This window comes from Prevotella sp. khp1 (assembly GCF_900102205.1).
Classification (GTDB): Bacteria; Bacteroidota; Bacteroidia; order Bacteroidales; family Bacteroidaceae; genus Prevotella; species Prevotella ruminicola.
In genome coordinates, this window is the sequence record NZ_FNJZ01000001.1 from 1196886 (window position 1) to 1223256 (window position 26371).

The 26371-nt window shown below is 49.3% G+C and carries 18 protein-coding genes; 8 read left to right on the forward strand and 10 right to left on the reverse strand.

Going from position 1 to position 26371, the window contains the following annotated elements; translation table 11 throughout:
- Positions 1–5: 5 nt before the first annotated feature.
- The 4 genes from uvrA to BLR73_RS05025 are packed head-to-tail and all read left to right on the forward strand — an operon-like array spanning position 6 to position 10740.
- Positions 6–2801, forward strand: a complete 2796-nt coding sequence (uvrA, locus tag BLR73_RS05010; protein ID WP_033149802.1) for an excinuclease ABC subunit UvrA — start codon at positions 6–8, stop codon at positions 2799–2801.
- Positions 2802–2817: 16 nt separating this feature from the next.
- Positions 2818–4851: a DUF5686 family protein gene (locus tag BLR73_RS05015; protein ID WP_143010884.1), complete on the forward strand. Its 2034-nt coding sequence runs from the start codon at positions 2818–2820 to the stop codon at positions 4849–4851.
- Entirely contained in the window at positions 4845–8072 is a 3228-nt protein-coding gene (locus tag BLR73_RS05020) for a UvrD-helicase domain-containing protein (protein ID WP_091859599.1), read from the forward strand. Before BLR73_RS05015 ends, BLR73_RS05020 begins: the two co-directional genes overlap by 7 nt.
- 28 nt (positions 8073–8100) lie before the next feature.
- Positions 8101–10740: a PD-(D/E)XK nuclease family protein gene (locus BLR73_RS05025; protein ID WP_091859602.1), complete on the forward strand. Its 2640-nt coding sequence runs from the start codon at positions 8101–8103 to the stop codon at positions 10738–10740.
- Here BLR73_RS05025 and BLR73_RS05030 read toward each other — a convergent pair whose 3' ends face one another.
- On the reverse strand, positions 10741–11916 hold the full coding sequence (locus tag BLR73_RS05030; RefSeq protein WP_013065022.1) for an MFS transporter: 1176 nt from the start codon (positions 11914–11916) through the stop codon (positions 10741–10743).
- Between the two features lie 113 nt (positions 11917–12029).
- On the opposite strand from BLR73_RS05030, the gene BLR73_RS05035 reads away from it, so the two are divergent.
- From BLR73_RS05035 to BLR73_RS05045, 3 genes are read left to right on the forward strand one after another with little or no spacing between them, the layout of a single operon-like run.
- Complete coding sequence (locus BLR73_RS05035) at positions 12030–12839, forward strand: RsiV family protein (protein ID WP_091859607.1); 810 nt, start codon at positions 12030–12032, stop codon at positions 12837–12839.
- Positions 12836–13462 carry a 16S rRNA (guanine(527)-N(7))-methyltransferase RsmG gene (gene rsmG / locus BLR73_RS05040; protein ID WP_091859610.1) on the forward strand — a complete coding sequence of 209 codons (627 nt, stop codon included), beginning with the start codon at positions 12836–12838 and terminating at the stop codon, positions 13460–13462. Before BLR73_RS05035 ends, rsmG begins: the two co-directional genes overlap by 4 nt.
- Entirely contained in the window at positions 13462–14109 is a 648-nt protein-coding gene (locus tag BLR73_RS05045) for an MBL fold metallo-hydrolase (protein WP_091859612.1), read from the forward strand. Before rsmG ends, BLR73_RS05045 begins: the two co-directional genes overlap by 1 nt.
- Before the next feature lie 15 nt (positions 14110–14124).
- On the opposite strand, the gene BLR73_RS05050 is transcribed toward BLR73_RS05045, so the two are convergent.
- A complete protein-coding gene (locus BLR73_RS05050; RefSeq protein ID WP_033149795.1) occupies positions 14125–15822 on the reverse strand; it encodes a SulP family inorganic anion transporter in 1698 nt (565 codons plus the stop codon).
- Positions 15823–15992: 170 nt separating this feature from the next.
- Here BLR73_RS05050 and BLR73_RS05055 point away from each other — a divergent pair, with 170 nt between their 5' ends.
- A complete protein-coding gene (locus BLR73_RS05055) occupies positions 15993–16619 on the forward strand; it encodes a hypothetical protein (protein WP_081358122.1) in 627 nt (208 codons plus the stop codon).
- Between the two features lie 12 nt (positions 16620–16631).
- Here the strand turns inward: BLR73_RS05055 and BLR73_RS05060 are convergent, their stop codons facing one another.
- From BLR73_RS05060 to BLR73_RS05095, 8 genes are all read right to left on the reverse strand, one after another.
- Positions 16632–17381 carry an exodeoxyribonuclease III gene (locus tag BLR73_RS05060; protein WP_033149793.1) on the reverse strand — a complete coding sequence of 250 codons (750 nt, stop codon included), beginning with the start codon at positions 17379–17381 and terminating at the stop codon, positions 16632–16634.
- The gene (locus BLR73_RS05065) at positions 17338–18444 is read right to left on the reverse strand and encodes a PDC sensor domain-containing protein (protein ID WP_091859615.1); all 1107 of its coding nucleotides are present in this window, start codon (positions 18442–18444) and stop codon (positions 17338–17340) included. Before BLR73_RS05065 ends, BLR73_RS05060 begins: the two co-directional genes overlap by 44 nt.
- 86 nt (positions 18445–18530) lie before the next feature.
- The gene (locus BLR73_RS05070) at positions 18531–19943 is read right to left on the reverse strand and encodes a glycoside hydrolase family 57 protein (protein ID WP_091859619.1); all 1413 of its coding nucleotides are present in this window, start codon (positions 19941–19943) and stop codon (positions 18531–18533) included.
- A gap of 73 nt (positions 19944–20016) precedes the next feature.
- Positions 20017–21285 carry a glycosyltransferase family 4 protein gene (locus BLR73_RS05075; protein ID WP_028907172.1) on the reverse strand — a complete coding sequence of 423 codons (1269 nt, stop codon included), beginning with the start codon at positions 21283–21285 and terminating at the stop codon, positions 20017–20019.
- Positions 21286–21297: 12 nt separating this feature from the next.
- A complete protein-coding gene (locus BLR73_RS05080; protein ID WP_091859623.1) occupies positions 21298–23247 on the reverse strand; it encodes a glycogen debranching enzyme N-terminal domain-containing protein in 1950 nt (649 codons plus the stop codon).
- Between the two features lie 152 nt (positions 23248–23399).
- Entirely contained in the window at positions 23400–24335 is a 936-nt protein-coding gene (locus BLR73_RS05085) for a diacylglycerol/lipid kinase family protein (RefSeq protein ID WP_073043885.1), read from the reverse strand.
- A gap of 37 nt (positions 24336–24372) precedes the next feature.
- Positions 24373–25329: a tRNA (adenosine(37)-N6)-dimethylallyltransferase MiaA gene (miaA, locus tag BLR73_RS05090; RefSeq protein WP_091859626.1), complete on the reverse strand. Its 957-nt coding sequence runs from the start codon at positions 25327–25329 to the stop codon at positions 24373–24375.
- Between the two features lie 19 nt (positions 25330–25348).
- Positions 25349–26368, reverse strand: coding sequence for an AAA family ATPase (locus BLR73_RS05095; RefSeq protein ID WP_013064924.1), 1020 nt, complete (start codon positions 26366–26368; stop codon positions 25349–25351).
- Between the last annotated feature and the right edge of the window lie 3 nt (positions 26369–26371).

The following is a 26371-nucleotide window of genomic DNA, read 5'->3' on the forward strand; positions in this document are numbered from 1 at the left end:
AATGAATGAGTGATTCAATAGAGATAAAAGGGGCGCGCGTTAATAACCTTAAGAATATTGACGTTAAAATTCCCCGAAACCAATTTGTTGTGATTGCCGGAGTCAGTGGCTCCGGCAAATCATCTTTGGCCTTCGACACATTGTATGCCGAAGGCCAACGCCGTTATGTAGAGAGTTTGTCGAGCTATGCCCGACAGTTCCTTGGAAGAATGAACAAACCTGAGTGTGATTTCATTCGCGGCATACCGCCTGCCATCGCTATCGAGCAGAAGGTAATATCAAGGAATCCACGAAGCACCGTGGGCACCAGCACAGAAATTTATGAGTATCTACGACTGCTGTTTGCCCGCATAGGTCACACCTATTCGCCCATCAGTGGTTGCGAGGTGAAGAAACACTCTACCGAGGATGTGGTACAGAAGATGCTGGAGTTCTCGAAAGGCACCCGATTCGTGGTGATGGCACCCATCCATCTGCGCGAGGGGCGCTCTATGGAGCAACAGCTCAAGACCTACCAGTTGGAAGGTTATGCCCGCATCTATGTAAACAATGATTTCCAACGAATAGATGATTATCTGGCAGCAGGAAAGTTCGACGACGAGAATATCTATCTGGTCATCGACCGCATGAGCGTAGATGATACCAAGGATGTGATTGCCCGTTTGGTCGACTCAGCCGAAACTGCTTTCTACGAAGGTCATGGTGAGTTGCGCTTGCTATTCCCGCCCACCATCTTCTACGATTTCTCGATGAAGTTCGAGGCTGATGGTATGACCTTTGAAGAGCCTACCGACCAGATGTTCTCGTTCAATTCGCCAGCAGGTGCCTGTCCTGAGTGTCAGGGCTTTGGACGTATTGTTGGTATCGACGAGAAGCTAGTCATCCCCAACACCACTCTGTCTGTTTACGATGGCTGTGTGGTTTGCTGGCATGGCGAGAAAATGAAAGAGTGGCTCGACTGGTTCTGTCGCCACGCGGCCAAGGATGATTTCCCCATCTTTGAGCCCTATATGAACCTGACTCAGAAACAGAAGGACTGGCTATGGCACGGACTGCCCTCGGATAAAGGAAAGAAGGAGCGTCCATGTATCGATGCCTTCTTCGAGATGGTCCAGGAGAATCAGTACAAAATACAATACCGTGTGATGCTGGCACGCTATCGTGGCAAGACCACTTGTCCCAAGTGTCATGGCACACGCTTAAAGCCCGAAGCCGACTACGTGAAGATTGGCGGACGCAGCATTACCGACCTGGTACAAATGCCTGTGGTAAAGGTAAAGGAGTGGTTTGATCGCTTGGAGCTCGACCAGCACGATGCCGAGATTGGTAAGCGCCTGCTAACAGAAATCAAGAGTCGTCTGCAGTTCCTGCTCGATGTGGGTCTGGGTTATCTTACCCTCAACCGACTGTCGAACTCGCTCTCGGGTGGTGAGAGTCAACGTATCAACCTGTGTACATCGCTGGGTAGTTCGCTGGTTGGCTCGTTGTATATCCTCGATGAGCCTAGTATCGGCTTGCACTCAAGAGATACCGACCGCTTGATTCACGTGCTGAAGGAGCTACAATCGTTAGGCAATACGGTGGTTGTAGTAGAGCACGACGAAGATATCATGCGTGCTGCCGACCACCTGATAGATATTGGTCCTGATGCAGGACGCCTGGGTGGTGAGGTAGTGTTTGACGGCGATGCCAAGGAGGTAAACGAAGCTTCGCTCACCAAGTGGCCTAAGAGCTACACGGTAAAATACCTGTTGCATCAGGAAGAGATTCCCGTGCCCGCATCGCGTCGCCCTTGGAACAGATTCATCACCATCAAAGGTGCTCGTATGAACAACCTGAAGGGTATCGATGTAAAGATACCTCTCAACGTGATGACGGTGGTAACAGGTGTTTCAGGTTCTGGTAAGTCGAGCCTCATCAAAGGCATACTGTATCCAGCCATGCGACGCCGCATTGGCGAAGCTTGCGATGCACCAGGCGAATATCTGGGACTGGATGGCGACGTAGAGGCTATCAAGCATATTGAGTTTGTAGATCAGAACCCCATAGGTAAGAGCACACGCTCAAACCCTGCCACATATGTGAAAGCTTACGATGCCATTCGCGATCTGTATGCCCAGCAGCCACTGGCCAAGCAAATGGGCTTTACGCCACAATACTTCTCGTTCAACACCGATGGTGGACGTTGCGAGGAGTGTAAGGGTGCAGGAACCATCACGGTTGAGATGCAGTTCATGGCCGACCTGGTGCTGGAGTGCGAGGCTTGTCATGGTCATCGGTTTAAGAAAGAGATTCTGGATGTAAACTATCGTGGCAAGAGTGTTGATGATGTGCTGAATATGACCATCTCTGAAGCCATCACCTTCTTCGAAGAGGGTGGCGAGAACGTCATCGTTAAGCGTTTGAAGACGCTCGAGGATGTGGGCTTAGGCTACATCAAGCTGGGACAGAACTCATCGTCGCTCTCTGGTGGTGAGAACCAGCGTGTAAAACTGGCCTACTTTATCGGACAGGAGAAACAGGAGCCCACGCTCTTTATCTTCGACGAGCCTACCACAGGTCTGCATTTCCACGATATACAACGCCTGCTGAAAGCCTTCGAGGCCCTGATAGCACGAGGCCATACCATCCTGATTATTGAGCACAACATGGAGGTCATCAAATGTGCCGACCACGTGATAGACTTAGGACCAGATGGTGGCGACAAGGGTGGTAACCTAGTAATAGCAGGAACGCCCGAACAAGTGGTGGCATGCAAAGAGAGTCTGACAGGTAAATACCTGAAAGAAAAACTGGAATAAAAAAAGAGTAACAACTTTGAGATACGATCAACTATTCACCAAAACACTACTGACCGCCATACTTACAAGTATGGTCATGAGTGTATCAGCGAGCAACAAACGTGACTCGCTGAATATCTTGAATCGTATCTACAATTATCAGCAGGCCAACACAGCAGCCATCGACAGTCTTGAGGATCAGGTGTATGCCAAATTCCGATATCATGTAGATAAGCGCAATGCCATACTGTGGCTCATCCCATCGATGTATGTGATGGCTAAGGACGAGAGGGATTATATACGCGAGTCGTACAGCAAGGTATTGTTTACGAATGCGCACGATTACGACATCACCAACCAGTTGCTGTCAGGCACCATCCGTCATAACCGCAAGGCACTCCCTACCCTGCTCGACTACATGACGCCCAACATCTACGATATCGACTTATACAATGGGCACATGCTCTCGCCCTTCAACAAATGCAACCGCAGGTATTACCGTTTTACCCAGAAGCTGCAGCACGACGGCACCACACGTCTGGAGTTCCGTCCGAAGATATACAACACGCAGTTACTGAATGGTTATGCCATCGTTGACACCAACACCGGGCGCATTATCCGTACACTGCTGAATGGCGAGTATGATATGCTCACCTTCCGCACAGAGATTACGCAGGGCGAGGAAGGCGGGCGATCTATCATGCCAGCCAAATGCACTACAGCGGCTACGTTCCGATTCATGGGCAACAGGATTTCTGCTCTGTTCGATGCCAACTATAACTGTAACAAGACGCTACCCGATTCTGTAGAAAGGATGGATAGCAGGGAGCTGATGGATGAGGTTCGTCCCACACCGCTTACAGAAACCGACAAGCATATATACGAGGCCTACGACCAGAAAAACCGTCAGGACTCGATGGTACAAGACACGCTGCCCAAGAAACAGCGACTTTGGAAGAAGATTTTCTGGGACACCATTGGCGAAAACCTAGTTACACCTATCAAGGCCGAATCGGAGGAAGCCAACTTCAGCATGTCGCCTATCATCAACCCGATGTATGTAAGTTACAGTCATGCCCGTGGTGTGCGTTATAAGATGCGCTTCCGCTCGCAGTACAACTTCTCGGCGCATCGTTATCTAACACTCAACCCCACGTTTGGTTACACCTTCAAGGAGCACCAGTTCTACTTTACGGCACCACTCCGTATGACGTATAACCCAAAGCGTAACGGATATACCGAGGTGATATTTGGTAATGGCAACCGCATCAGTACATCTACGGTGATGGATGTGATAAACGCTGCCCATCAGGACACCATCAACTTCGACAATACGGATATGGACAAGTTCAAGGACCAGCATTTCAGCATCATCAACAACATCATGGTGTTCGACTGGCTGGATATCGAAACAGGTTTCATATACCATCGCCGTTCGGCTGTTAACAAGGAGTTAATGAAGTGTTACGACATGCCAACAGAGTATCGAAGCTTTGCACCAAGCATCGGTCTGAAGTTCTCGCCTTGGCTGAATCGTGGCCCTGTACTTTCGGTAGACTACGAGCGAGGCGTGAAGGATGTTAACAAGTCGGATTTGGAATACGAGCGCTGGGAGTTTGATGCCCAATGGAAGAAGAAAATTCCAGGCCTGCGATTGCTCAACATGCGTGCAGGTGCAGGTTTCTATACCAACAAGAAGGACAACCTGTTTGTGGACTTCGCTAACTTCCGCGACGAGAATCTGCCTGAGGGATGGGACGACGACTGGAGTGGTAACTTCCAACTACTGCGCAGTCGTGTGTACAACCAATCCGATTATTATCTGCGTGGCAACGTGTCGTACGAGTCGCCTATGTTGGTGGCTACATGGATTCCCTACCTGGGAAAATATATTGAGAAAGAGCGCTTCTACCTGAGTGGTGTATTACTGCAGGATTCGCGCCCCTATTACGAATTAGGCTATGGCTTTACCAACAGATATATCTCGGTTGGTGCCTTTGCCAGTTTCCGTAACACCCACTTCGACCGTATTGGCGTAGAGGTAGAATTTGAACTATTCAGAAGATGGTAAACGAAACACAGAAATCACTCACCGTATATAAAGCCAGTGCTGGAAGTGGTAAGACTTTCACCCTGGCCACCGAATATATCCGCCTGCTGGTAGAGAATCCGCAAAGCTATCGCAATATCCTGGCAGTAACCTTTACCAACAAGGCTACCGAGGAGATGAAGATGCGTATTCTCAGTCAGCTGTATGGAATCTGGAAACAGTTGCCTGAGTCGGACAACTATCTGCAGAACATCCAAACCAAGACTGGTCTTAAGCCAGAGGTTATCAGCGAGCGTGCTGGTATAGCCCTCAACAACCTCACCCACAACTACAACTATTTCCGTGTGGAGACTATCGACACGTTCTTTCAGAGTGTGCTGCGTAACATGGCACGCGAACTCGACCTAACCACCAACCTGCGCATTGGGTTGAACGATTATCAGGTGGAAGAGCTGGCTGTCGACCAACTGATTGAGGATCTGACCACAACAGATGTGATGCTGCAATGGATTCTGAAATATATCATGGAGAATATCTCTGATGATAAATCGTGGAACGTGATTGCTCAGATTAAGAAGTTTGGTCAGAACATCTTTAAGGACTATTATAAAGAGGTAAGCCTCACCCTCGAACAGAAGATGGGCGAGGAAGGATTCTTCGAGAACTATACCACCACCCTACGCGAGCTGAAGAAAGCTGCCGAAGGCTATATGAAAGAGATTGGCGAATCGTTCTTCGATACCCTCGAAGGCGAAGGCTTGAGTGCAGACGATCTGTCGAGTAAGCAGCGAGGTATCGCCAGTTACTTTAACAAGCTCCGTAAAGGCACTTTCGATCCAAGCATTATCACAACAACAGTAAATAATCATCTGGAGAATATCGAGAAGTGGTGCCCCAAAACCCACCCACAGCGCGATGCCGTACTGAACGTGGTTGAGGCATCGCTGTTACAGATACTGAAATGTGCTGTAGAGGCCCAGGAAAAACAATGGAAAATCTTCCAGTCGGCTAATCTCACCCTACGCCATCTCAACCAGCTACGTCTGTTAAGCAGCATTGAGAAAAAGGTACGCGAGATTAACGAGACTGATAACCGCTTCTTGTTGAGCGACACCCAGCAACTGCTCCACTCGCTCATTGATGGCAGCGACTCGCCTTTTATTTTCGAGAAGATTGGTACCCAACTCAAGCATGTGATGATCGACGAGTTTCAGGACACCTCTACCATCCAGTGGCAAAACTTCAAGGTGCTGCTTTCAGAGACCATGAGTCATGACGATGGCAGTAACCTGATTGTGGGTGATGTAAAACAGAGTATCTATCGTTGGCGCTCAGGCGACTGGCGCTTGCTAAATGGTATTGAGCAGCAGTTTAACTCTATGCTAATGGAAATTAAGTCGCTCTCAACCAATTACCGTTCTACGCGTAATGTCATCGATTTCAACAACCAGTTCTTTACCCACGCTGCCAACTTAGAGTATGCATCACTCGAGGAGTTGAACTGCGACGAGCGCGACCAGCTAAAGAAGGCCTATGCTGACGTAACCCAGCAGGTACCAGATGGCAAGCCACAAGAAGGCAAGATTACCATCGAGCTGCTGCCAAGCGAAGAGTATCAGGAAGAAGTTCTGGCCCACATGACTGAAAACGTGAGTGAACTCATCAGCCAAGGCGTTAGTCAGAAGGATATCGCCATCCTGGTGCGCTATAACTTCCACATACCCATTATTGCCCAGTATTTTCTGGAGCATCTGCCCTCAGTAAGCATTGTGAGCGATGAGGCATTCCGTCTGGATGCATCGAGTGCTGTATGTCTAATGATTCAGGCCCTGCAACTCCTGCTCACACCCGACGACCAACTTACCAAGGCAGCAATCGTAAAAACCTGGCTCTGCACCGTTCAGGGCAAGGAACTGAGCGATAACGAGTTTATGATAGCAGGTGCCAACCTCGATACCTACCTGCCCGAGGCCTATATAGCTCACTTTGATGAGCTATTAACCCTTCCGCTCTACGAATTGGCTGAGAAGATATACGCTATCTTCGAATTGCATCGCCTAGAGGGTCAGGGTGCCTACCTGTGTGCCTTCTACGACCAGTTGGCTAACTACGTTAACGAGAATACTACTGATATCCAGGCTTTCCTGACAGAGTGGGAAGAATCGCTTTGCAAGAAGACTATCCAGAGCGATGAAACCAATGGTATCCGTCTGATCTCCATCCACAAATCAAAGGGTTTGGAGTTCGACCATGTGATTATTCCCTTCTGCGACTGGCCTTTAGAGAAAACAACTGATAATATTATCTGGTGCCAGCCTAACGAGGCTCCTTTCAACGATCTGCCCATTGTACCTATCGACTATAGTCAGAAGGCGATGTTAGGCACCATCTACGAGGGCGATTACCTGCACGAACACCTGCAGAACATGGTTGACAACCTGAACCTGCTGTACGTAGCCTTTACACGTGCTGCCAAGAGTTTGTATGTGATTGGTAAGCGCGGCGTTAAGAATTCGCGCTCAGCCTTGATAGAGCTCTGTCTGCCTTTAGTGGCTGGCGATATGCCCGATGCCCAGCTGGAAGGCATGGAGAACAATGATGCAGCGATTGTATTCTCGATGGGTTCGTTCTCAGTTGGAGCAACTGAGCAGAAAGAAAAAGCTCCTAGCAAGAACCCCTTCCTGCAGAAGTCAGAGGCTGTACATGTGGCCATCCGCAACTTCGAGAGCAAGGTAAACTTCCGTCAGAGTAATCGTAGTCGCGACTTTATCGAGGGCGACGAGCTGGATCAGCAGCACCGCTATATTCAGGCTGGTAGCGTGTTACACGAAATCTTCTCGACTATACAGACAGAGAAGGATATCCCTGAAGCCCTGCAGCGCTTGCAGTTCGAGGGTATTCTGTACGACGAGGAGATGACTGCCGAGAAGATTACCACCATGCTGCGTAAGCGCTTGGCCGATCCACGTGTAGCCTCGTGGTTCTCACCCCGCTGGACACTCTTTAACGAGTGTACCATTCTCTCTGTAGAAGATGGCGAAGTGAAGGAGCATCGCCCCGACCGTGTGATGACGGATGGCAACGAGTGGATAGTGGTCGACTTTAAGTTCGGCCATCCCAACCATGAGTACCATGCCCAGGTGCGCCGTTATATGGACTTATTGCAGTCGATGGGGCACCAAAACATCAAAGGCTATCTGTGGTACGTATATAGCAATCAGATAGAGGAGGTAGAACATTAAACATTAAACATTAAAGATTAAACATTATATGGGTTCATTCCTTGAACATGTAGCAGAAGACCTGCTTTCCAGATATGGCACCAATCTATCACGAGTAGCTGTGGTGTTCCCTAACAAGCGTGCATCGCTGTTCCTTAACGAGCACCTGGCGCGCCTGGCGCAGAAGCCCCTATGGAGCCCTGCCTATATTACCATCAGCGATTTGTTCCGTTCGCACTCCAAACTGCAGGTGGCCGACCCTATCCTGCTGGTTTGTGAACTGCATCGTGTGTTCACAGCCTGTACAGGTATCGACGAGACGCTCGACCATTTCTATGGTTGGGGACAGCTGTTGCTTTCCGACTTCGACGATTTGGATAAGAACATGGCACCTGCCGATAAAGTGCTGGCCAACCTACGCGATATACACGAGCTCGACGACACCTCGTACCTCACACCTGAACAGCGCGAGATGATTAAACGCTTTTTCAGCAATTTCTCTGAGGAGCATAACACTGAACTGAAAGAGCGATTCCTACGCCTGTGGAGCCATATTGGTGAGATTTACCATGCTTACAACCAGCAGTTGGCCGAAAAGCAACTGGCCTACGAGGGTGCCCTCTATCGCCAGGTGGCAACAGACGAGACGTTAGAGTTTGAATACTATACTTATGTGTTTATTGGTTTCAACCTGTTGCAGAAGGTAGAACAAACACTCTTCAGCCGATTGGAGAAGCAGGGCAAGGCCATCTTCTATCAGGATACCGACGAGGTGCCACCACACCACATTAACCTGATTTCGGCTCCTACCGAGAATATCCAGGCACGCTATATCAGCGAGTGGTTGGATGCCGATCGCATTAACGATGGTCGCAAAACAGCCATTGTGCTTTGCAACGAGGGCTTGCTGCAAACAGTTATCCACTGTTTGCCCGAGAATGTTGACAAGATCAATATCACCACAGGTTATCCGCTTGGTCAAACCTCGATAGCGTCGCTCATCAACACGCTTATCAACATGCAGGTGCATGGCTATTCGCTGCGCAAGCAGACCTTTGCACGTAGATGGATTGAGAGCATCAAGCGCCATCCATACGCCACACTGATGCCCGATGATTTTGCCAGTCAGCGTTATACCGATATCCAGCCCTTACTGCATTGGCTCATTAGTCTTACGCAGACCATCGCCACCTCAAAGAGTCCTATCATCGACTCACCACTCGATACTGAGAGCCTGTTCCGTATGTACACCTTGCTTAACAGACTAAGCGGTCTGGTGGATAGTGGCGTGCTGAAAGTGGATGTGATTACGCTGCAACGCCTGGTTGTACAACTGATATCAACCACCTCTATTCCCTTCCATGGCGAACCTGCCGAAGGAATCCAGGTGATGGGTGTGCTCGAAACTCGAAACCTCGACTTCGACCATGTGCTTCTGCTCTCGTGCAACGAGGGTAACATGCCACGTGGCGTTAACGATACCTCGTTTATCCCCTATGCCCTGCGTAAGGCCTACGGACTGACCACAATCGATTACAAGGTATCCATCTACGAGCATTATTTCCATCGCTTGCTGCAACGTGCAAAAGATGTAACCATCCTGTATAACAATGCCACCAGCGATGGTAAAACAGCCGAGATGTCGCGCTTTATGCTGCAACTGATGGTTGAGAACAAGATACCTATCACGTTCCAAACCCTGAAGGCTGGACAAACACCTCAGCTCCATGCGCCTCAGGCCATTAACAAGACACCCGAGGTGATGAGTCAGCTGCAGCGCCGCTTTGCCAAAGATGCAGGCGGCATCAGTCCTACAGCCATCAACACCTATCTGCGCTGCCAACTGCGATTCTTCTATCGTTATGTATGCGAGTTGAAAGAGCCCGACAGCACAGAGGACGATTTGATTGACAACCGTTTATTTGGTAACATCTTCCATAAGGCAGCCCAATTGGTGTACCAGTATCTGGTAGCAACCAAAGCAACCATCACCACGATGGCTATCGACGATTTATTAAAGGAAGAGGTAACGATAGAACGTGTAGTAGATGAGGCCATCAAGCAGGAGTTCTTCCATATCAACGATGCCTCACGTCCATTGCCTCCACTCGATGGCTTGCAGCTTATTAACCGCGAGGTGATTATCAAGTACCTGCGCCAGCTGTTGGAGTGCGATCGCCGTTTGGCGCCCTTCAGCATCCTGGGTCTCGAAAAGCCTGTTAACATCACTTTGAATAATCAGTATATTGCTGGTGTCATCGACCGTTTGGATAGTATTACCGATCCAGAAACAGGACTGGAACGTATCCGTGTGGTAGATTATAAGACAGGTTCGCGCCAGATGAAAGCCATGCCCGATGTGGCAGCCATTTTCTCACAGGAGGCCATCAAGGATCATAGCGATTACTTCCTGCAAACCCTGCTCTATGCCCATATCGTGCGTAGCAAAACACCACAGATGGTGTCGCCATGCCTGCTGTTTATTCAGCATGCAGGTAGCGAGGATTACGACCCTACCCTGAAGATTGGAAAGGAAGCCATCACTGATATAGCAGATTATTCAGATGAGTTTATCACGCTGTTACGCCAACAGCTGGACGATATCTATAATGCCCAGATAGCTTTTGTGCCAACTGACGACCAGCATCGTTGCGAAACATGCCCCTACGCTGCACTCTGTCGAGGGTAATTATCTGTTTTTGTTGTTTGTAAACCAGTTGTGGGTAAAATGGTACATAGCCAAAGCAGCTATTACCAGTACCAAGGCAGCTATCAGTGCGGCTGTAATGTTGCCTTGGAAGATAGCCACACCTGCGCCTACACCCCAAGCGATACCACTCTCCCAGCCTAACAGGAAGGTGCTCTGCGAAGTGCCTCGCTGACAGTGGCGACTCAGTTTGATAAAGAACAGCAGGAAGCGCGAACCTATCAAACCAACGCCCATACCAATAAACAGCGGAGCTGCATACATCACGATAGGCAGATGGCGTGTGATCATCATCAGCAGGGCCACACCCATCAGTATCAAACCTGTTACCACCTCGCTCTTCAACTCAGCATTCTTAAACACAAAGCGCTGCGATAAGATGGCCACAGCAAAGCCCACCATCATCATCGAGTAGAACTGCTCAATCATTACTACCGACAGGATAATACCCACGGCCAAAGTAACCAGTTGCAGGTTTACAAACAGTGGGAATCCATGAGGCAGGAAGAAACGATCCAAGCTAACAGTAGGGATATCATCCTGAGGTGCACGAAAGGGGAAGTTTACCAGCAGCACCAGTACCACCACAGCCATAGCACAAGCCATAGTTGCCAACAGCACATAGTGGAAGCCGGCAATGCGCCCAATGAGCAAACCTGCCATAGGACCCATACTCAGGGCAAATCTCGAGAACCAGGCAGCCGAGTGGTTAGCTTCGGTACGCTGGAACGACTCGCTGGTATCGATAATCAGCGTGCTTGTCAGCACCATCTGGGCCAGTCCGAACACGGCTCCTTGTGCAAAACGCTGCACAAAAACCACCATAGGATTGGCCACACGCATATGCAAACCATCTATATAATACAGGGCTGTAATCAATAGTGCTTCAACCAGCACGGCAAATATGCACACTAAGTTTCTACGATAGTGCTGAACCATATAAGATATGAATGCACCAAGTGCAAACAGTCCTACTCCGAATGCAGCCATAGCAATACCTGCATCCTGAGCCGAGAACTGCTGGGCATCCATCAGCCAGCGGGGCATAGTAGGTACGAGCATATAGACCGTCATAGCCAACAGAAAGTTGGCGATGGCCATCAACCAAAAGTCTTTATGCCACAACCTGATATGTACGGGCGTACTCTGTGAATTCATTCTGGTTTTAATGATTCTTTTATTATTTCGGCTGCAAAAATAGTGATTTTTTATGAGAAATTTGCTATTTTCGAGATTTTAGTGTAATTTTGCGCAAAAATAAATGCAAAAGTATGACAAACCAACTCAAATACACGCTCATTTTCGTTATTCTCGCCGTTTTTACGGGTTGTAGAAACGATGACGAAGGCAAACTGACTTTCGAGATGCTCGAGTCGGAAAAATCCATACGTCTATCAAACGAAGAGCTATCGCCAGTGTGCAATGTAAGTTTAAAACTGCCCTGCGCCACCAAAGAGAGTGGCGAGGTGGGAAAGAATATTAACGAGGCTGTGGTGTATCGCCTCTTTAACCAGGCCGATATGGGCATGCAAGGTGCCATGGACCAGTTTGCCGAGGCTTACACCATGAGTTATAAAACCAACATGCTGCCTCTCTACAATGCCGATCGTGCCGATACCACCAAGCGCTCGTGGTACGAGTTCCATTACATTATCAATGCCACTACCGAGCAAACCTCGAAGCGCACTTTGGCCTATCTGGCCACCATCGACTACAGCGAGGGCCATGCCAACAGCATCCATCAGCTTATCCCGCTTAATTTCAAAGTCGAGACAGGAAAAGAAATCAGGATGAAAGATATTTTTGTGGATGGCTACGAAACCCAGTTGCCACCCGTATTGCTGAAGGCACTCATGGAGAAAACTGAGAGCCAGAACCTTGACCAACTGAAGGAGAAAGGTTATCTGGACCAGGTAGAAATGTACGTACCTGAGAACTTTATTGTGAGCGATAATACCATCACTTTTATTTTCAACCCCTCCGAGATTGCCTCGTTGGAGTTAGGCACTATCGAGTTGGTGCTTACCTATGCCCAGCTTAAGAAATTTGTAAAACCCGCATTTATCAAATCAGTACAATGACAGCAGAGATTATTCAAAAATATTTTCCAAAGCTGAGCGACGAGCAGCGCCAGCAGTTCGACGCCCTCGATGCCCTTTATCGTGATTGGAACACCAAGATTAATGTTATTTCGCGTAAGGATATCGACCAGCTTTACGAGCACCACGTGCTCCACTCACTGGCCATCGCTAAGATGATTAACTTCCGTCCAGGCACACGCATTCTGGATTTTGGTACAGGTGGCGGCTTTCCTGGTGTACCCCTGAGCATTCTGTTTCCAGAGTGCCAGTTTAAGCTGATTGATGGCACAGGCAAGAAGATTCGTGTGGCCCAGGAGGTGTGCAATGCCATTGGCTTGAAGAACTGCCAGCCCACCCATCTGCGTGGCGAGGATGAGAAGGATAAGTACGACTTTATTGTGAGCCGTGCCGTGATGCCCCTCCCCGACCTGGTAAAACTGATGCGTAAGAACATCTCGAAGCAGCAGCAGAATGCCCTGCCCAATGGCGTTATCTGCTTGAAGGGTGGCGATTTGCAGGCCGAGTTGCAGCCCTATCATAAGATTGTAGAAGCCACAGAGATTTCGCAGTTCTTCAGCGAAGAGTGGTTTAAGGAAAAGTACGTTATCTATCTGCCACTATAATGCTACACGTAAAAACCTTCAGTTTTAATCTCCTGCAGGAGAACACCTACGTGGTTTACGACGACACCAACGAGTGTGTGATTATAGACTGTGGCGCCTATTATCAGGAGGAGCGCGATGCGTTGGTAAACTTTATCAACGAGCATCAGCTAAAGCCCGTACATTTGCTATGTACCCATGGCCATTTCGACCATAACTTTGGAATCAACACCGTGTTTGACACATGGGGATTGAAGCCCGAGATTTCGGCCGGCGATGAGTGGCTGATAACAGATATCCCTGGACAGTTCCAGGCGATGGCAGGCATCAAGCTCAACCTGTCATTCCCTGAGCCAGGCCATTACTTTGCCAACGACGAGGTCATCCGTTTTGGCACCCACCAGTTTAAGTTGCTGCGTACCCCAGGCCATACACCAGGTGGTGTTAGCTTCTGGTGCGAAGAAGAGAAGGTGGTGTTTACAGGCGATACCTTGTTCCGTATGAGCATAGGCCGCACCGATTTCGAACGTGGCAGCTATGCCGATATCATGCATAGTCTGCAGCACGTACTTGCAGCGCTACCTGCCGACACCAAGGTTTATACAGGCCACGGCCCACAATCAACTATAGGCGACGAACAGCAATACAATCCTTATATGAACGCATAAAAAAAAGAGTTGGTGTTAAACCAACTCTTTTGCTCTTTCTAATGCTATATTGATGTGCGAGCAAATGTTTTCCTCGCCTAACATCTTATCAAATCCGGCCTTATGGAGTACAGCCTGCACTGTTGGGTTCACACCCGAGAGTACTACCTGTATGCCATCATTCTGACTCATGGTACACAGGTTAGTAAGGTTGTGGATACCAGTAGAATCAACGAAAGGCACCTTACGCATACGAATAATGCGCACCTTGGGTCGCTGACCACGCAAGCTGGCCATAATCTCCTCGAACTTATTACCTGCTCCAAAGAAGTAAGGACCGTTAATCTCGTACACTTCTACACCCTCAGGGATAGTCAGGTGCTCCAGGTTACCCATCTGGAAGTCGCTCTGCTCCTCCTCTGGGTCGATCTCATCGCTGATAACCTTCACATCGGTAGTCTCTGCCATACGACGCATGAACAGCAAGCAAGCGCAGATCAGACCAACCTCGATAGCGATAGTCAAGTCGAAGATAACGGTAAGCAGGAAGGTTACACACAGCACAATCACGTCGCTCTTTGGGTTCTTCATGATCGAAGCGAACGAGCGCCAGCCACTCATGTTGTAGCTCACGATAACCAGCACACCAGCCAGACAGGCCATAGGGATATACTGTGCCAGTGGCATGAGGAACAGGAAGATGAGCAGCAGCACGGCTGCATGTACGATACCAGCCACAGGTGTACGTCCACCATTATTAATATTGGTCATGGTACGTGCAATAGCACCTGTAGCGGGGATACCGCCAAATATAGGACTGGCCAGGTTAGCCACACCCTGTGCAATCAATTCGGTATTAGAGTCGTGGCGATCGCCAATCACACCGTCAGCCACAGTGGCTGAAAGCAAAGATTCTATGGCACCCAAAATGGCGATGGTGATAGCTGGCGATACCAGACCCTTAATCACATCCCACGACAAAGCGGGCATTTCAGCATCAGGCAACTGGTTCGAAATACTGAATCTGTCGCCAATGGTTTCTATACTCATTACGCCAGCATACTGCTTCAACAGCAGAGCGGCTACAGTCATGACGATAATTGCAATCAGCGATCCTGGCAGCTTCTTCAGCAGACTGTTGTACTTAGCAACCATAGGCCATGTGGCAATTACAGCTACCGAGCCGATGCCCACAGCAGTGCTCCACCAGTCGATGGTACCAAAGTCGCCGATGTAAGCGCCCCACTTCTCGATAAAATCGCTGGGTACGCTCTCCATGGTTAAACCAAACAAGTCCTTAATCTGTGTGGTAAAGATGGTGAGCGCAATACCGCTGGTAAAACCTACCACAATGGGGTAAGGTATGTATTTGATGATGGTTCCCAGATGCAGCACACCAAACAGAATCAGGAACACACCAGCCATCAGTGTGGCGATGGTCAAGCCCTCGAAACCGTACTGCTGAATAATACCATAGATAATAATGATAAACGCACCAGTAGGTCCACCAATCTGTACTTTCGAACCACCCAGCAACGAGATAATCAGTCCGGCTACGATGGCGGTGATGATACCCTTCTCAGGGGTTACACCTGATGCAATACCAAAAGCGATGGCCAGAGGCAGTGCTACGATACCTACGATGATACCAGCCAGCAGGTCGGTGGTAAACTGTTGTTTGTTGTAGTGCCGAAGTGTCGACAAAAGTTTCGGCTTGAATGCAAATGTTGTCATCATCTTCTATTAATCTCTATTAATTCCTTTGTTATCTTGAAAAAACGCGTGCAAAAGTATAAAAAAAACAAATTTTATACAACTTTTGCGCTAACGTATTCTAAAATACTTTATTTTTGTTGCCGAAAATCAAGTCATATTAATTGTTTTACTTAAAAATTCAAAGCATTATGAAAAAAGTACTTATCGCAGTTGTGGCCTGCATGGCCATGGGTTTCGCATCTTGCGGAAACAAAACTCAGGCTCCAGCCGAAGCCGCCGATTCAACTGTAGTAGCCGAGCAGAGTGTAGATGAGGCTGTAAGCGCCATCACCGCTGCCCTCACAGAGCAGATTGAGGCCAAGGATGCCAACAAGTTCCAGGCTACACTGGCCACTGTACAGGAGCAGGTTAAAGAGTTCCTCACCACCAATCCTGAGTTGGCCAAGGAGTATGTAACCAAGGTTCAGGAGTTCCTGAAGGCCAATGCCGAGCAGATCAAGGCTTTTGCTGGCGACAATGCCGCTGTAGCTGCTGCTGTTGAAACACTCACTGTTACCCCTGCTGAGACATTCGTTAATGGTCTTACCAGTGCTGTAGGTGGTGTTCAGGAGGCTGGTCAAGCAGCTGTAGATCAGACAGTTGATGCTGCCAATGCTGCAGTTGAGGGTGCCAAGAAGGCTGGTCAGGATGCTGTTGACAACACCAAGAAGGCCGCTGAGGATGCCGCTAACGCAGCTAAGGAAGATGCCAAGAAGAAGGCTAACGATGCCATCGACGAAGGCGCCAATAAGCTGAAGAAGGGTCTGGGACTTTAATCCCAAACACACTTACTTCAATGTTAACTCTACTGGGCAGTGATCGCTGCCCAGTATTTGTGTATGTATCCGGGCATCGTCCATGCGCTCACGCAATCGGTCGCTAATCACAAAATAGTCGATACGCCAGCCAGCGTTCTTCTGGCGTGCCTGGAAACGATAGCTCCACCACGAGTAGGTTACCTGCTCAGGATACTTATAGCGGAACGAATCGGTAAAACCACTGGCCAACAGGGTTGAGAACTGCTCGCGTTCCTGATCGGTAAAGCCGGCATTCATACGGTTGGTCTTGGGGTTCTTCAGGTCAATCTCCTGGTGTGCCACATTCAAGTCACCACACAGTATCACAGGTTTCTTGGCATCGAGGCCCTTCAGATAGGCACGGAAGTCGTTCTCCCATGTCATACGATAGTCAAGGCGCTTCAAACCGTCCTGCGAGTTTGGTGTGTAGCAGGTTACCAGGTAAAAATCCTCCATCTCCAAAGTAATCACACGGCCCTCGTGGTCGTGCTCATCAATCCCTATGCCATAGGTCACGCTCAATGGGTGGTGCTTGGTAAAGATAGCCGTACCACTGTAGCCTTTCTTATCGGCATAGTTCCAATAGCTCTCATAGCCCTCAAAGGCCAAGTCGAGCTGACCAGCCTGCATTTTTGTTTCCTGCAGACAGAAGAAGTCAGCATCCAACTCACGGAAAGTGTCGCTAAACCCCTTTCCTTCACACGCCCTCAGGCCGTTCACATTCCAACTTATCAGTTTCATATCTATTCTTAAAATCTTTTTTCATATAAACATACGCCACGGCTACCAGGACAAACATGCCCACCAGCACATAGGCCGTCAGCTTGAGCACGTACATAAGGCCCAGCATATCAATCTGTCGGCAGGGCACCACCGTTACCATGGTCCAGTCGGTGTACTTCAGCGGTGTATAGAAGAAGTAGCTCTCCTCGCCATTAAACAGATAGCGCTCCTGTGTTTCGTCGCTACTCTGCTCTCCTGCCTTCATCTTGCGTTCCAGCAGGGTTTTCTTACCACTCTTGCTACCCCTTACGTGGTGGAAGAACTGGCCCTCCAATAGCTTTTCTGCCTTGGGGTGCGTGATAAACTTACCATCGTAGTTGATGATGAAACTCTGCGATTTCAGTCCCATCACCTTGGCAGCAAAATTGTTCTGGGCATTATAGGTGCTGTCTGTCTCGTCCAGCTTCCCTGTCAGCCATTCCAGTGAAATATCGGCTCCTAATACAGCCACAGGCTTGCCCTCAGCATCGTGTATGGGCACCATATAGGCCACCAGAGTGGTTGATTTGTCGTAGCCATCGTAGAAGGGATCACTCCACTCGCAGGTATCGCCTTCAATCACACTTCTGAACCAACGGTCGTTCAGGTAGTCAAAATCCTGATCGCCCTTCAAATCCGTCAGTATCTCATCGCGATTCTTTGGGTTACGCCAGGCAAAGGGACAGTATTTCTCACCCTTCTCCGGATAGTAGTTCTTGATAAAGTTCATGCCACAACTATGCACACGATTACCATTACGCACAATACGTGTCATAGCGTCGATTTGGGTCTCAGGTTTGTCGAGCGATTGCTCAATGTAATACACATGGTTAGAAACCTGTACATACACATCCGACAGCACGCGGCGCGTGTACTCATAGTTGATGAGCATACGCATATGAAAGTTCTCTGCATACTGTTTGGTGATACCGTTCAGCGTGTAGTGATAAGAAACAAACCCCACGCACACAGTAATTACCAAGCCACACAACAAGAGTCGGACAGCAATTTTTGCAGGTAACGATTTAATTCTTCCTTTCATAAGCCCAAACTTTTTTGATTCTCTTTGAGTGCAAGAGAGCTCGCTATAGGGTTAGCAAGCTCTCTTAATGGTATAGCAAAGCCGAATTATGCTTCGGCCTTTGTCTCTGCTTTCTTGACTGCTGGCTTTTTAGCAGCAGGCTTCTTGGCGGCCTTTGGCTTGGCAGCGGGTTTCTCGGCCTTGGCAGCCTTACCCTTGCAACCCTCCAGCTTCTCCAGCTTGGCCTTGAGTCGGGTAATCTCCTTATCCTTCATCTCAATCTCATCACCCTGGTTCTTAATGGTGGTGAGCAAGCCCTCCAGCTCGTCGTTATCGATATCGAGTGGATAAAGGGCATTTACACGATTGATAAAGTCGCCCAGGATGTTCATATAGTTGGTGAAGGCATCGAATGGTCCGCTGTAGATACCACGATCCAGTCCTACGTTCGAAGGCTTGGTGGTCATGAAGCGGAAGTTGTTCGAAGCCTGCAGATAATCCCAGTCCTGATTGATACGTGGATCGTTGGCGATACGCAGACGATCGGCCACACTGTACAGTTTGTTGAAAGCCTCGCGCTGCATAGCGTTACCCAACCAGCAGCTAGCGTCGCGCTCCTCGTCGACCCATGAGAGGGTATCAGGCACATCCAGCTGACTCACGCTCTTGCATGCCTTGCAGATTTCTGTAGGTGTAGAGAAGGTGATACCCTTGGCTTTGGCCTGTGCAGGCAGAGCCTTCAGGAAGTCGAGGATGTTAGAGCTGAGTGGCTGGGCGATACCCAGAGCCGAGAGCTCCATGAAGATATTTACAATCTGCTCCTCTTCGGGCAGACGGGCGATACGATCGATATAGGCATCGGCAAACAGTGGATAGCCATCCCACTCTGAGTTGTTGAAGCGCAACGAGATATCATCACTTAGTTCGATATCACGCAGCAACAGCTTCAGGTTTGGAGCCAGGTTGCAGTGGTAAACATAGTGTGGACTCTTCCATCCCAACACGTGCTTAGCACCCTCTGTGAGCATACCCTTGAAGCCCATCGAGGCTACCTGGGCGCCGATATCATCGCTATAGATGAGTGACGAGTTACGCAATACGGTAGGCTTCTTGCCAAACAGCTCCTCGATCTTAGCACACTGCTTCTTTACATCCACAGCAAAGCTATCGGGGTTAGCCAGCGACGACAGTCCGTGGCTGTAAGGCTCGGCCAGGAACTCTACGCAGCCAGTCTCGTTCATAGCCTGCAGCTTTTCGAGCACCTGTGGTGCATGCATCTCCAACTGCTCGATACCAGTACCACTCAGTGAGAAAGCCACCTTGAAGTACTTGCCATGCTCGTTAATCATATCGTGCAGGGCATTGAGTGCGGGCATATAGCTGCGCTCGGCAATGTCGCTGATGCTACGTTCGTTCTCGTAGTCATCATAGTAATAATGATCGGTACCGATATCAAAGAAACGGTAACGCTTCAGATGAATAATCTGATGTATCTCGAAATATAAACAAATTGTTTTCATAACATTTTTAATCTTTAATGTTTTAATCGTTTCTTTAGTACGCTTGGCATAGCCAAGAATCTTTAATGTTTAATTATTCCCATCCTAAGGTGCGGAGGTAGAGGGTACGGATCCATTTGCCCACCTTCTCCCATGTAATCTGGTCAACCTCCTTCTTACCCTCATCCTTCAGGTAGTTAAAGAGCGACTCGTTATGACAGATGGAGTAGATGGCATCGGCCAGCGCGTGGATGTCCCAGTAGTCGACCTTGATACAGTTATCAAGAATCTCGGCACAGCCACTCTGCTTTGAGATGATGCTTGGGGTTCCGCACTGCATGGCCTCCAAGGGCGAGATACCGAATGGTTCGCTCACCGAAGGCATGACGTACACATCAGAGTTCTTCAGGCACTCGTACACCTGCTTGCCACGCATAAAGCCAGGGAAGTGGAATCTGTCGGCAATGCCACGTTCGGCAGCCAGATGGATCATAGCGTCCATCATATCGCCTGAGCCTGCCATACAGAAACGCACGTTGCGGGTACGATGCAGCACCATGGTAGCGGCCTCTACAAAGTACTCAGGTCCCTTCTGCATGGTGATACGACCTAAGAAGGTAACCACCTTTTCCTTGCCAGTATGGTCAGGACGTGGAATATCCTGATACTCCTGTGGCAATGGGTACACAGCATTATGAACGGTAAAGCACTTGCGTGGGTCCTGATGATACTGGTTGATAACCGTCTGACGGGTTAATTCGGATACACACATGATACAATCGGCCCAGTCCATACCATTCTTCTCGATGCTGTAAACAGTAGGATTAACCTTACCACGCGAGCGATCGAAGTCGGTAGCATGAACATGGATACACAGAGGTTTGCCACTTACCTGCTTGGCATGGATACCAGCGGGGAAGGTGAGCCAGTCGTGAGCGTGGATAATATCAAACTCCTCCGTGCGGGCCACCTGTCCGGCAATGATCGAGTAGTTATTAATCTCCTCGTGCAGGTTGCCAGGATAACCACCGGCAAACTCCATCGCACCAAGGTCGTTCACGTTCATATAGTTAAAGTCGGCGTAGATATGCTCGCGCAACTTAAAATAGTAATCGGGATCCATGATATTGCCCACGCGCTGCTTGACGTAGTCGTAATCTACATCGCGCCACGCAATGGGCACAGCGTTCATGGCAACGATACGGCAGGCATGCTGACTCTCATCGCCAAAGGGGTGAGGCAAGCACAGTACCGTCTCGATATCGCCCTGAGCCTTCAGGCCTTCAGAGATACCATAGTTAGCGGTGGCCAATCCACCGAATACGTGAGGAGGATACTCCCATCCAAACATTAATACCTTCATAGCAGTTCCTCCTTACTTTTGATATGAATACTTTTCCATCAACTTGAGCGTGCGCAGAATCTCGGCCACGTTCATAGCAAACGACATGGCACCACGACCATGGAATGGCGGGTTACCGTCGAAAAGTTCAGAGATGGTACCAATGGCATGATAGTCCATTTCGTCTTCATAGCCCACCATCTGTCGCTCCACAAAGCTCAGGCGTGAGCGCTTGTACAGCTTCAGACAGGCCTCCATATAGAAACCACCCAGCCAAGGCCATGCGGTACCCTGATGGTAAGCATAGTCGCGCTGGGTCTGCGGACCCACATAGATAGGATTATAACCACCACTCTTTGGCGAGAGCGAACGCAATCCCTTTGGTGTCAGCAGCTCGCGGGTACAGATATCCACCACGCTCTTCATCTGCTGCTGGTTCAGTGGCGAGTAGTCGAGGGCTACAGCGAAAATCATATTCGGACGTACGCTCCAGTCCATCATCGTGCCATCCACATAGTCCAGCAGATAGCCGTACTCGTTTACAAAGGTTTCTACGAACGAATCCTTCACCTTGGCAGCCAGTTTTTCAATCATTTCAGCGCCCTTCACATCACCCTTCTCGCTAGCCATCAGGGCGCAGAATTTCAGGGCGTTATACCACAGGGCGTTAAACTCTACAATGTAGCCTGAACGTGGCACCACGGGCTTACCGTTGGCAGTAGAGTTCATCCACGTTACAGCCTTATCCTTTCCGTTCGAGTAGAGCAAGCCGTTGTCATCCAGTCGCAAGTTAGGATGCTTACCGTCCAGAATGTACTTGATAATCTGGTGCAACAGTTTACCATACATCTCGAAGCACTTGTCGCGACCCACCTCCTTGGCGTACTGCTGCATGGCCCATACCGCCCACAGGGGCACATCGGGTTGCTCCATCTCGTATATCTTACCACTCAGTGGTTTCTCCTCCATAAAGGCTCGCAGGTCGCGCTCGGCCGTCATCATCACCTTTTCAAAATAGTCCACCTCGCCAATAGCGAGTGTCAATCCAGGTAGGGCGATGAATGTATCGCGTGCACGGCACTTAAACCAGGGATAGCCAGCCAGCAGATAGCGGTCGTGATTTTTCTCCTTGCGATGAAACTGGTGTGCAGCTGTTACCAAGCAGTGGTAGAAGTTGTCGCGTGGCACGCGGTCGGCCACTTCATCGTCAAACAGTTTCTTCATGGCCGATGGCTTGATGGCCGATGTAGAACCCGAGAAGATGATGCTCTCGCCCTTCTTGATAGGCATCTCGAAATAGCCAGGCACGTAGAGGTCCTCGTTCGAAGCATAGCCACGTTCCTGCTCCTTGGGATACTCCACGCCACGATACCAGTCGGGCTGGAAGATAAACTCATTTTTCTTCGAGAACTGCATGTACAAGTCGGGATAGCCGGCATACATACAGGTCTTAATTCCATTTTCAACTTCGCTGTACTCTCTGCTGGCAGTAGCGTTCTCGTGTGTAAACTGTCGCACGCTGCGGAAAGCCAGGAATGGGCGGAAACGTAGTGTAGTAGCTGAGTGTGCATCCACCAAAGTGTAACGAATTAAGATACGATCCTCGTAGTGTTGGAAGATCACCTCTTTCTTTAAGATCACACCACCAACGCGATAAGTAGTAGTAGGAACGGTAGTGGCGTCGAATTCTCGGATGTACTTGTGTCCGTTAGGACTAAAATTGTTGCCCTGATACTTGTGCAGGCCGAGGTTAAACTCGGCGCCATGCTGGATAACCGTGCAGTCGAGCGACGAAAGCAACACGTGGTTTTCGTCATCCAACTCAGGCACGGGCACTACCAGCAATCCGTGGTACTTTCGCGTATTACAGTCTACCAGTGTAGAGCTGCTATAGGCGCCCGAACGATTGGTTCGGAGGAACTCACGGACCAGACTTTCCTGCAGGTTAGTCATCACGGCCTTTTCTAAACGTAGGTAGCTCATAGTTCCTGTCTAAAGGTATTTATTAGTGAATATTCAAGTTTGATTTTCCAAAGGTAGGCATTTTTATGCAGAGTTCAAAGAAATCAAAATGATATTTAACATTTATTTGCGGTTAAAGAAAAAAGGTGCACAATCGTTGCGCACCCTTATTCTTATTCTGGTATCAAGAAATTTACAACTTCTTGTTCAACCGTGATCCTGTACGAACCCACAGGCGTTTTCATCATGCGCCCATCAATGCCCACGATGGCTTTCTTGGCGTACTCCACCTCAATCTCCTTGGTGCGGTAGGGGTGTACGCTACGATGGTTCAGGAATCGGCCTGCCACCAACAGCCACAAACCCTCAATCAGCTGCACCACCTCGGGGTGGTAAACCACGCTCACATCCAGCATACCGTTATAGGGCACTGCATTAGGTGTTTGACCGTAGCCAGGACCCGATCCTATGCACACCGTCATCACCTTGCGCTCTATCACCTCGCTGTTAATCTTCAGCTTCATCTTGTACTCCATGCGGTGGAACAGCATCACAAACAAACTTACCAGGAACGATAAGGTTTGCGATCCGAACAAACGGCGCGTCTGCCGACGCAGATTCATGATGTCGGCAGTAAGTCCGATGTTAATACAATTCAAGAAATAACGGTGACATTTGTCGCCTTTCTTGTTGATATAGCGAATGCAGCCCAGGTCGATCTTGCGCACACGACGCTTGATCAGCCAATCGATGGTTTGCTCTATCTTATCATCGTCGAAATCCCAGAACTTGGCAAAGTCGTTCAGCACGCCATTGGGTATCACGCCCAAAGCAATCTCGTCGCGTACGGATTTCTCTTCCATCATCAGACAGTTCACGGCATCGTTCAGGGCCGAGTCGCCACCCACGATTACAATGGTTTTGTAGCCGTTCTGTATCATCATTTTCACTAATCGTTCCACGCTGTCGGCTGTCTCGCTCTGTACAAAGTCGTACTGCACCTGACGCTCGTCCAGCACCTTCTGTATCTTCTCCCAACGCTTATGCGAGTTAAAGATACCTGTTTTGGGGCAATAAAGTATAGCCCATCTTGTAGTTTCTACTGCCATGATTATTTATTGAACATTGAACATTGAACATTGACCATTAACCATATAACTCTATGATTTTTGCCACCTTATCGGGCATCGGGAGGGTGGCATCAATCCAGTGGATGGTAAAGCCACGACGCTCCATGCCGCGGAACCACGTCATCTGTCGCTTGGCAAACTGATGAATGGCTATCTCGAGCTTGCTGAACATCTCATCGTATGTGAGCTGTCCTATAACATATTCTGTCAAGAATTTATACTCCAATCCGTAGTAAATCAAATCCTCGGGCGCAATGCCTTCGTCGAGCAAACGGCGCACTTCGTCGACCATTCCATTTTCCAAACGGGCCTTCAATCGGCGGGTAATCTTTTCACGGCGCAACTCTCTGTCGATATCGATACCGATGATGAGCGAATCCACAGGTGGCAGCTCTCTACGGGGCACTGGGTTCTCGAGATTATACGTCTCAATCTCGATGGCACGGATGGCACGCTGACACGAATCCACATCTGTTTTGTTATGCATGTTCGAGCCCGTTCTGGCCTTCAGCTCCTGCAGCATCTGTGTAAGCTCAGGTAGTGTTTTGCCCTCCAGACTGTCGCGCAGCGCCTGGTTCTGGGGCACAGGCGATAGTTTGTAGCCCTTCAGCACAGCCTCGATATAAAGGCCCGTGCCACCACACAGCACGGGTGTTTTACCCCTACCCTGTATGTCCTGGTAGGCATCGTAAAAGTCCTGTTGGTATTGAAACAAATTGTATTTGGTACCTGGTTCGCATATGTCTATCAGATGGAAAGGAATGTTTCGCTCGGCTTTGCCGCTTGGCTTGTCCAAGAATGTTTCATCCTTCATGTTTAATGTATAATCATCGAGGTCCTTACCCGTTCCGATATCCATGCGACGATATACCTGGCGCGAATCGGCCGAGATAATCTCACCCCCAATCTTAGCAGCCAGGTGGGCCGCCACGGGTGTTTTACCCGAGGCGGTTGGTCCCAATATCGTTATCATTCTATTCATTAGCACATTATTATATATTCGATTTAGAAGCGAAGCCGGCCTTCAGATCATCGGCTGTCAACTCCGTCAGCTGTTCCTTGTTCAGGTTGCTCATACCGCCCAAACGGTTGGCCTGGGCCTGTATGCTCTTCTCAAACACGTTGCGAGCATAACGGGCATTACCAAAGTTGCGGTCCTTATGGGCCACAGCATACTCAAAGCGTTCCTTCAGATACTGCTCAGCATCGGCCGAGAGGGTGTACTGGTTCTTCTTCATGTACATCTTGAATATCTGAGCCAGCTCGCCACCCGTGTAGTCGGGGAAGTCGATGTAGCGATTAAAGCGCGACTGCAATCCAGGGTTCGAGTCGATAAAACGCTGCATCTCGTTCTTGTAACCAGCCACGATCACCACCAATCTGTCGCGATAGTCCTCCATACGCTTCAGGATGGTAGATATAGCCTCCTGTCCGTAGTCGTTACCGTTGCCCTGTTCAGGTACCAGCGAGTAGGCCTCGTCGATAAACAGCACACCATCCAGCGCCTTCATAATCACGCTGTCGGTCTTGGGTCCTGTCTGTCCCACGTACTGGGCACACAGGCCAGCACGGTCGGTCTCAACGGTATGTCCACGCTTCAGCACACCCAGGTCCTTGTAGATACGACCCACGATACGTGCCACGGTGGTTTTACCCGTACCAGGCGATCCGTAGAACACCAGATGGTAGCTCACCTTAGCCGTTTTCAGTCCCTTTGCCTCGCGCTGCTTTTGCAGCTTCACAAAGTTGGCCAGCGATCGCACCTCGTCCTTCACACTTCCCAAGCCTATCAGCTCGTCAAGCTCCTGATAGGGGTCGCCCTCCAGGGGTTCGTTCACGATCACGCTGTCACGTTTCTCTACCTGTTCCGTCTGGGCTGTCTGGTTCTCATCCTTGTTCTCCTCTTCCTCATCGGGCACGAAAATGCAGATGAGGGCTACCACTACGAAACAGATGATGCTAACACAGCCACACCCTTTCAGGAACTTATTGGCAAACTCTTTAAAATCCATATA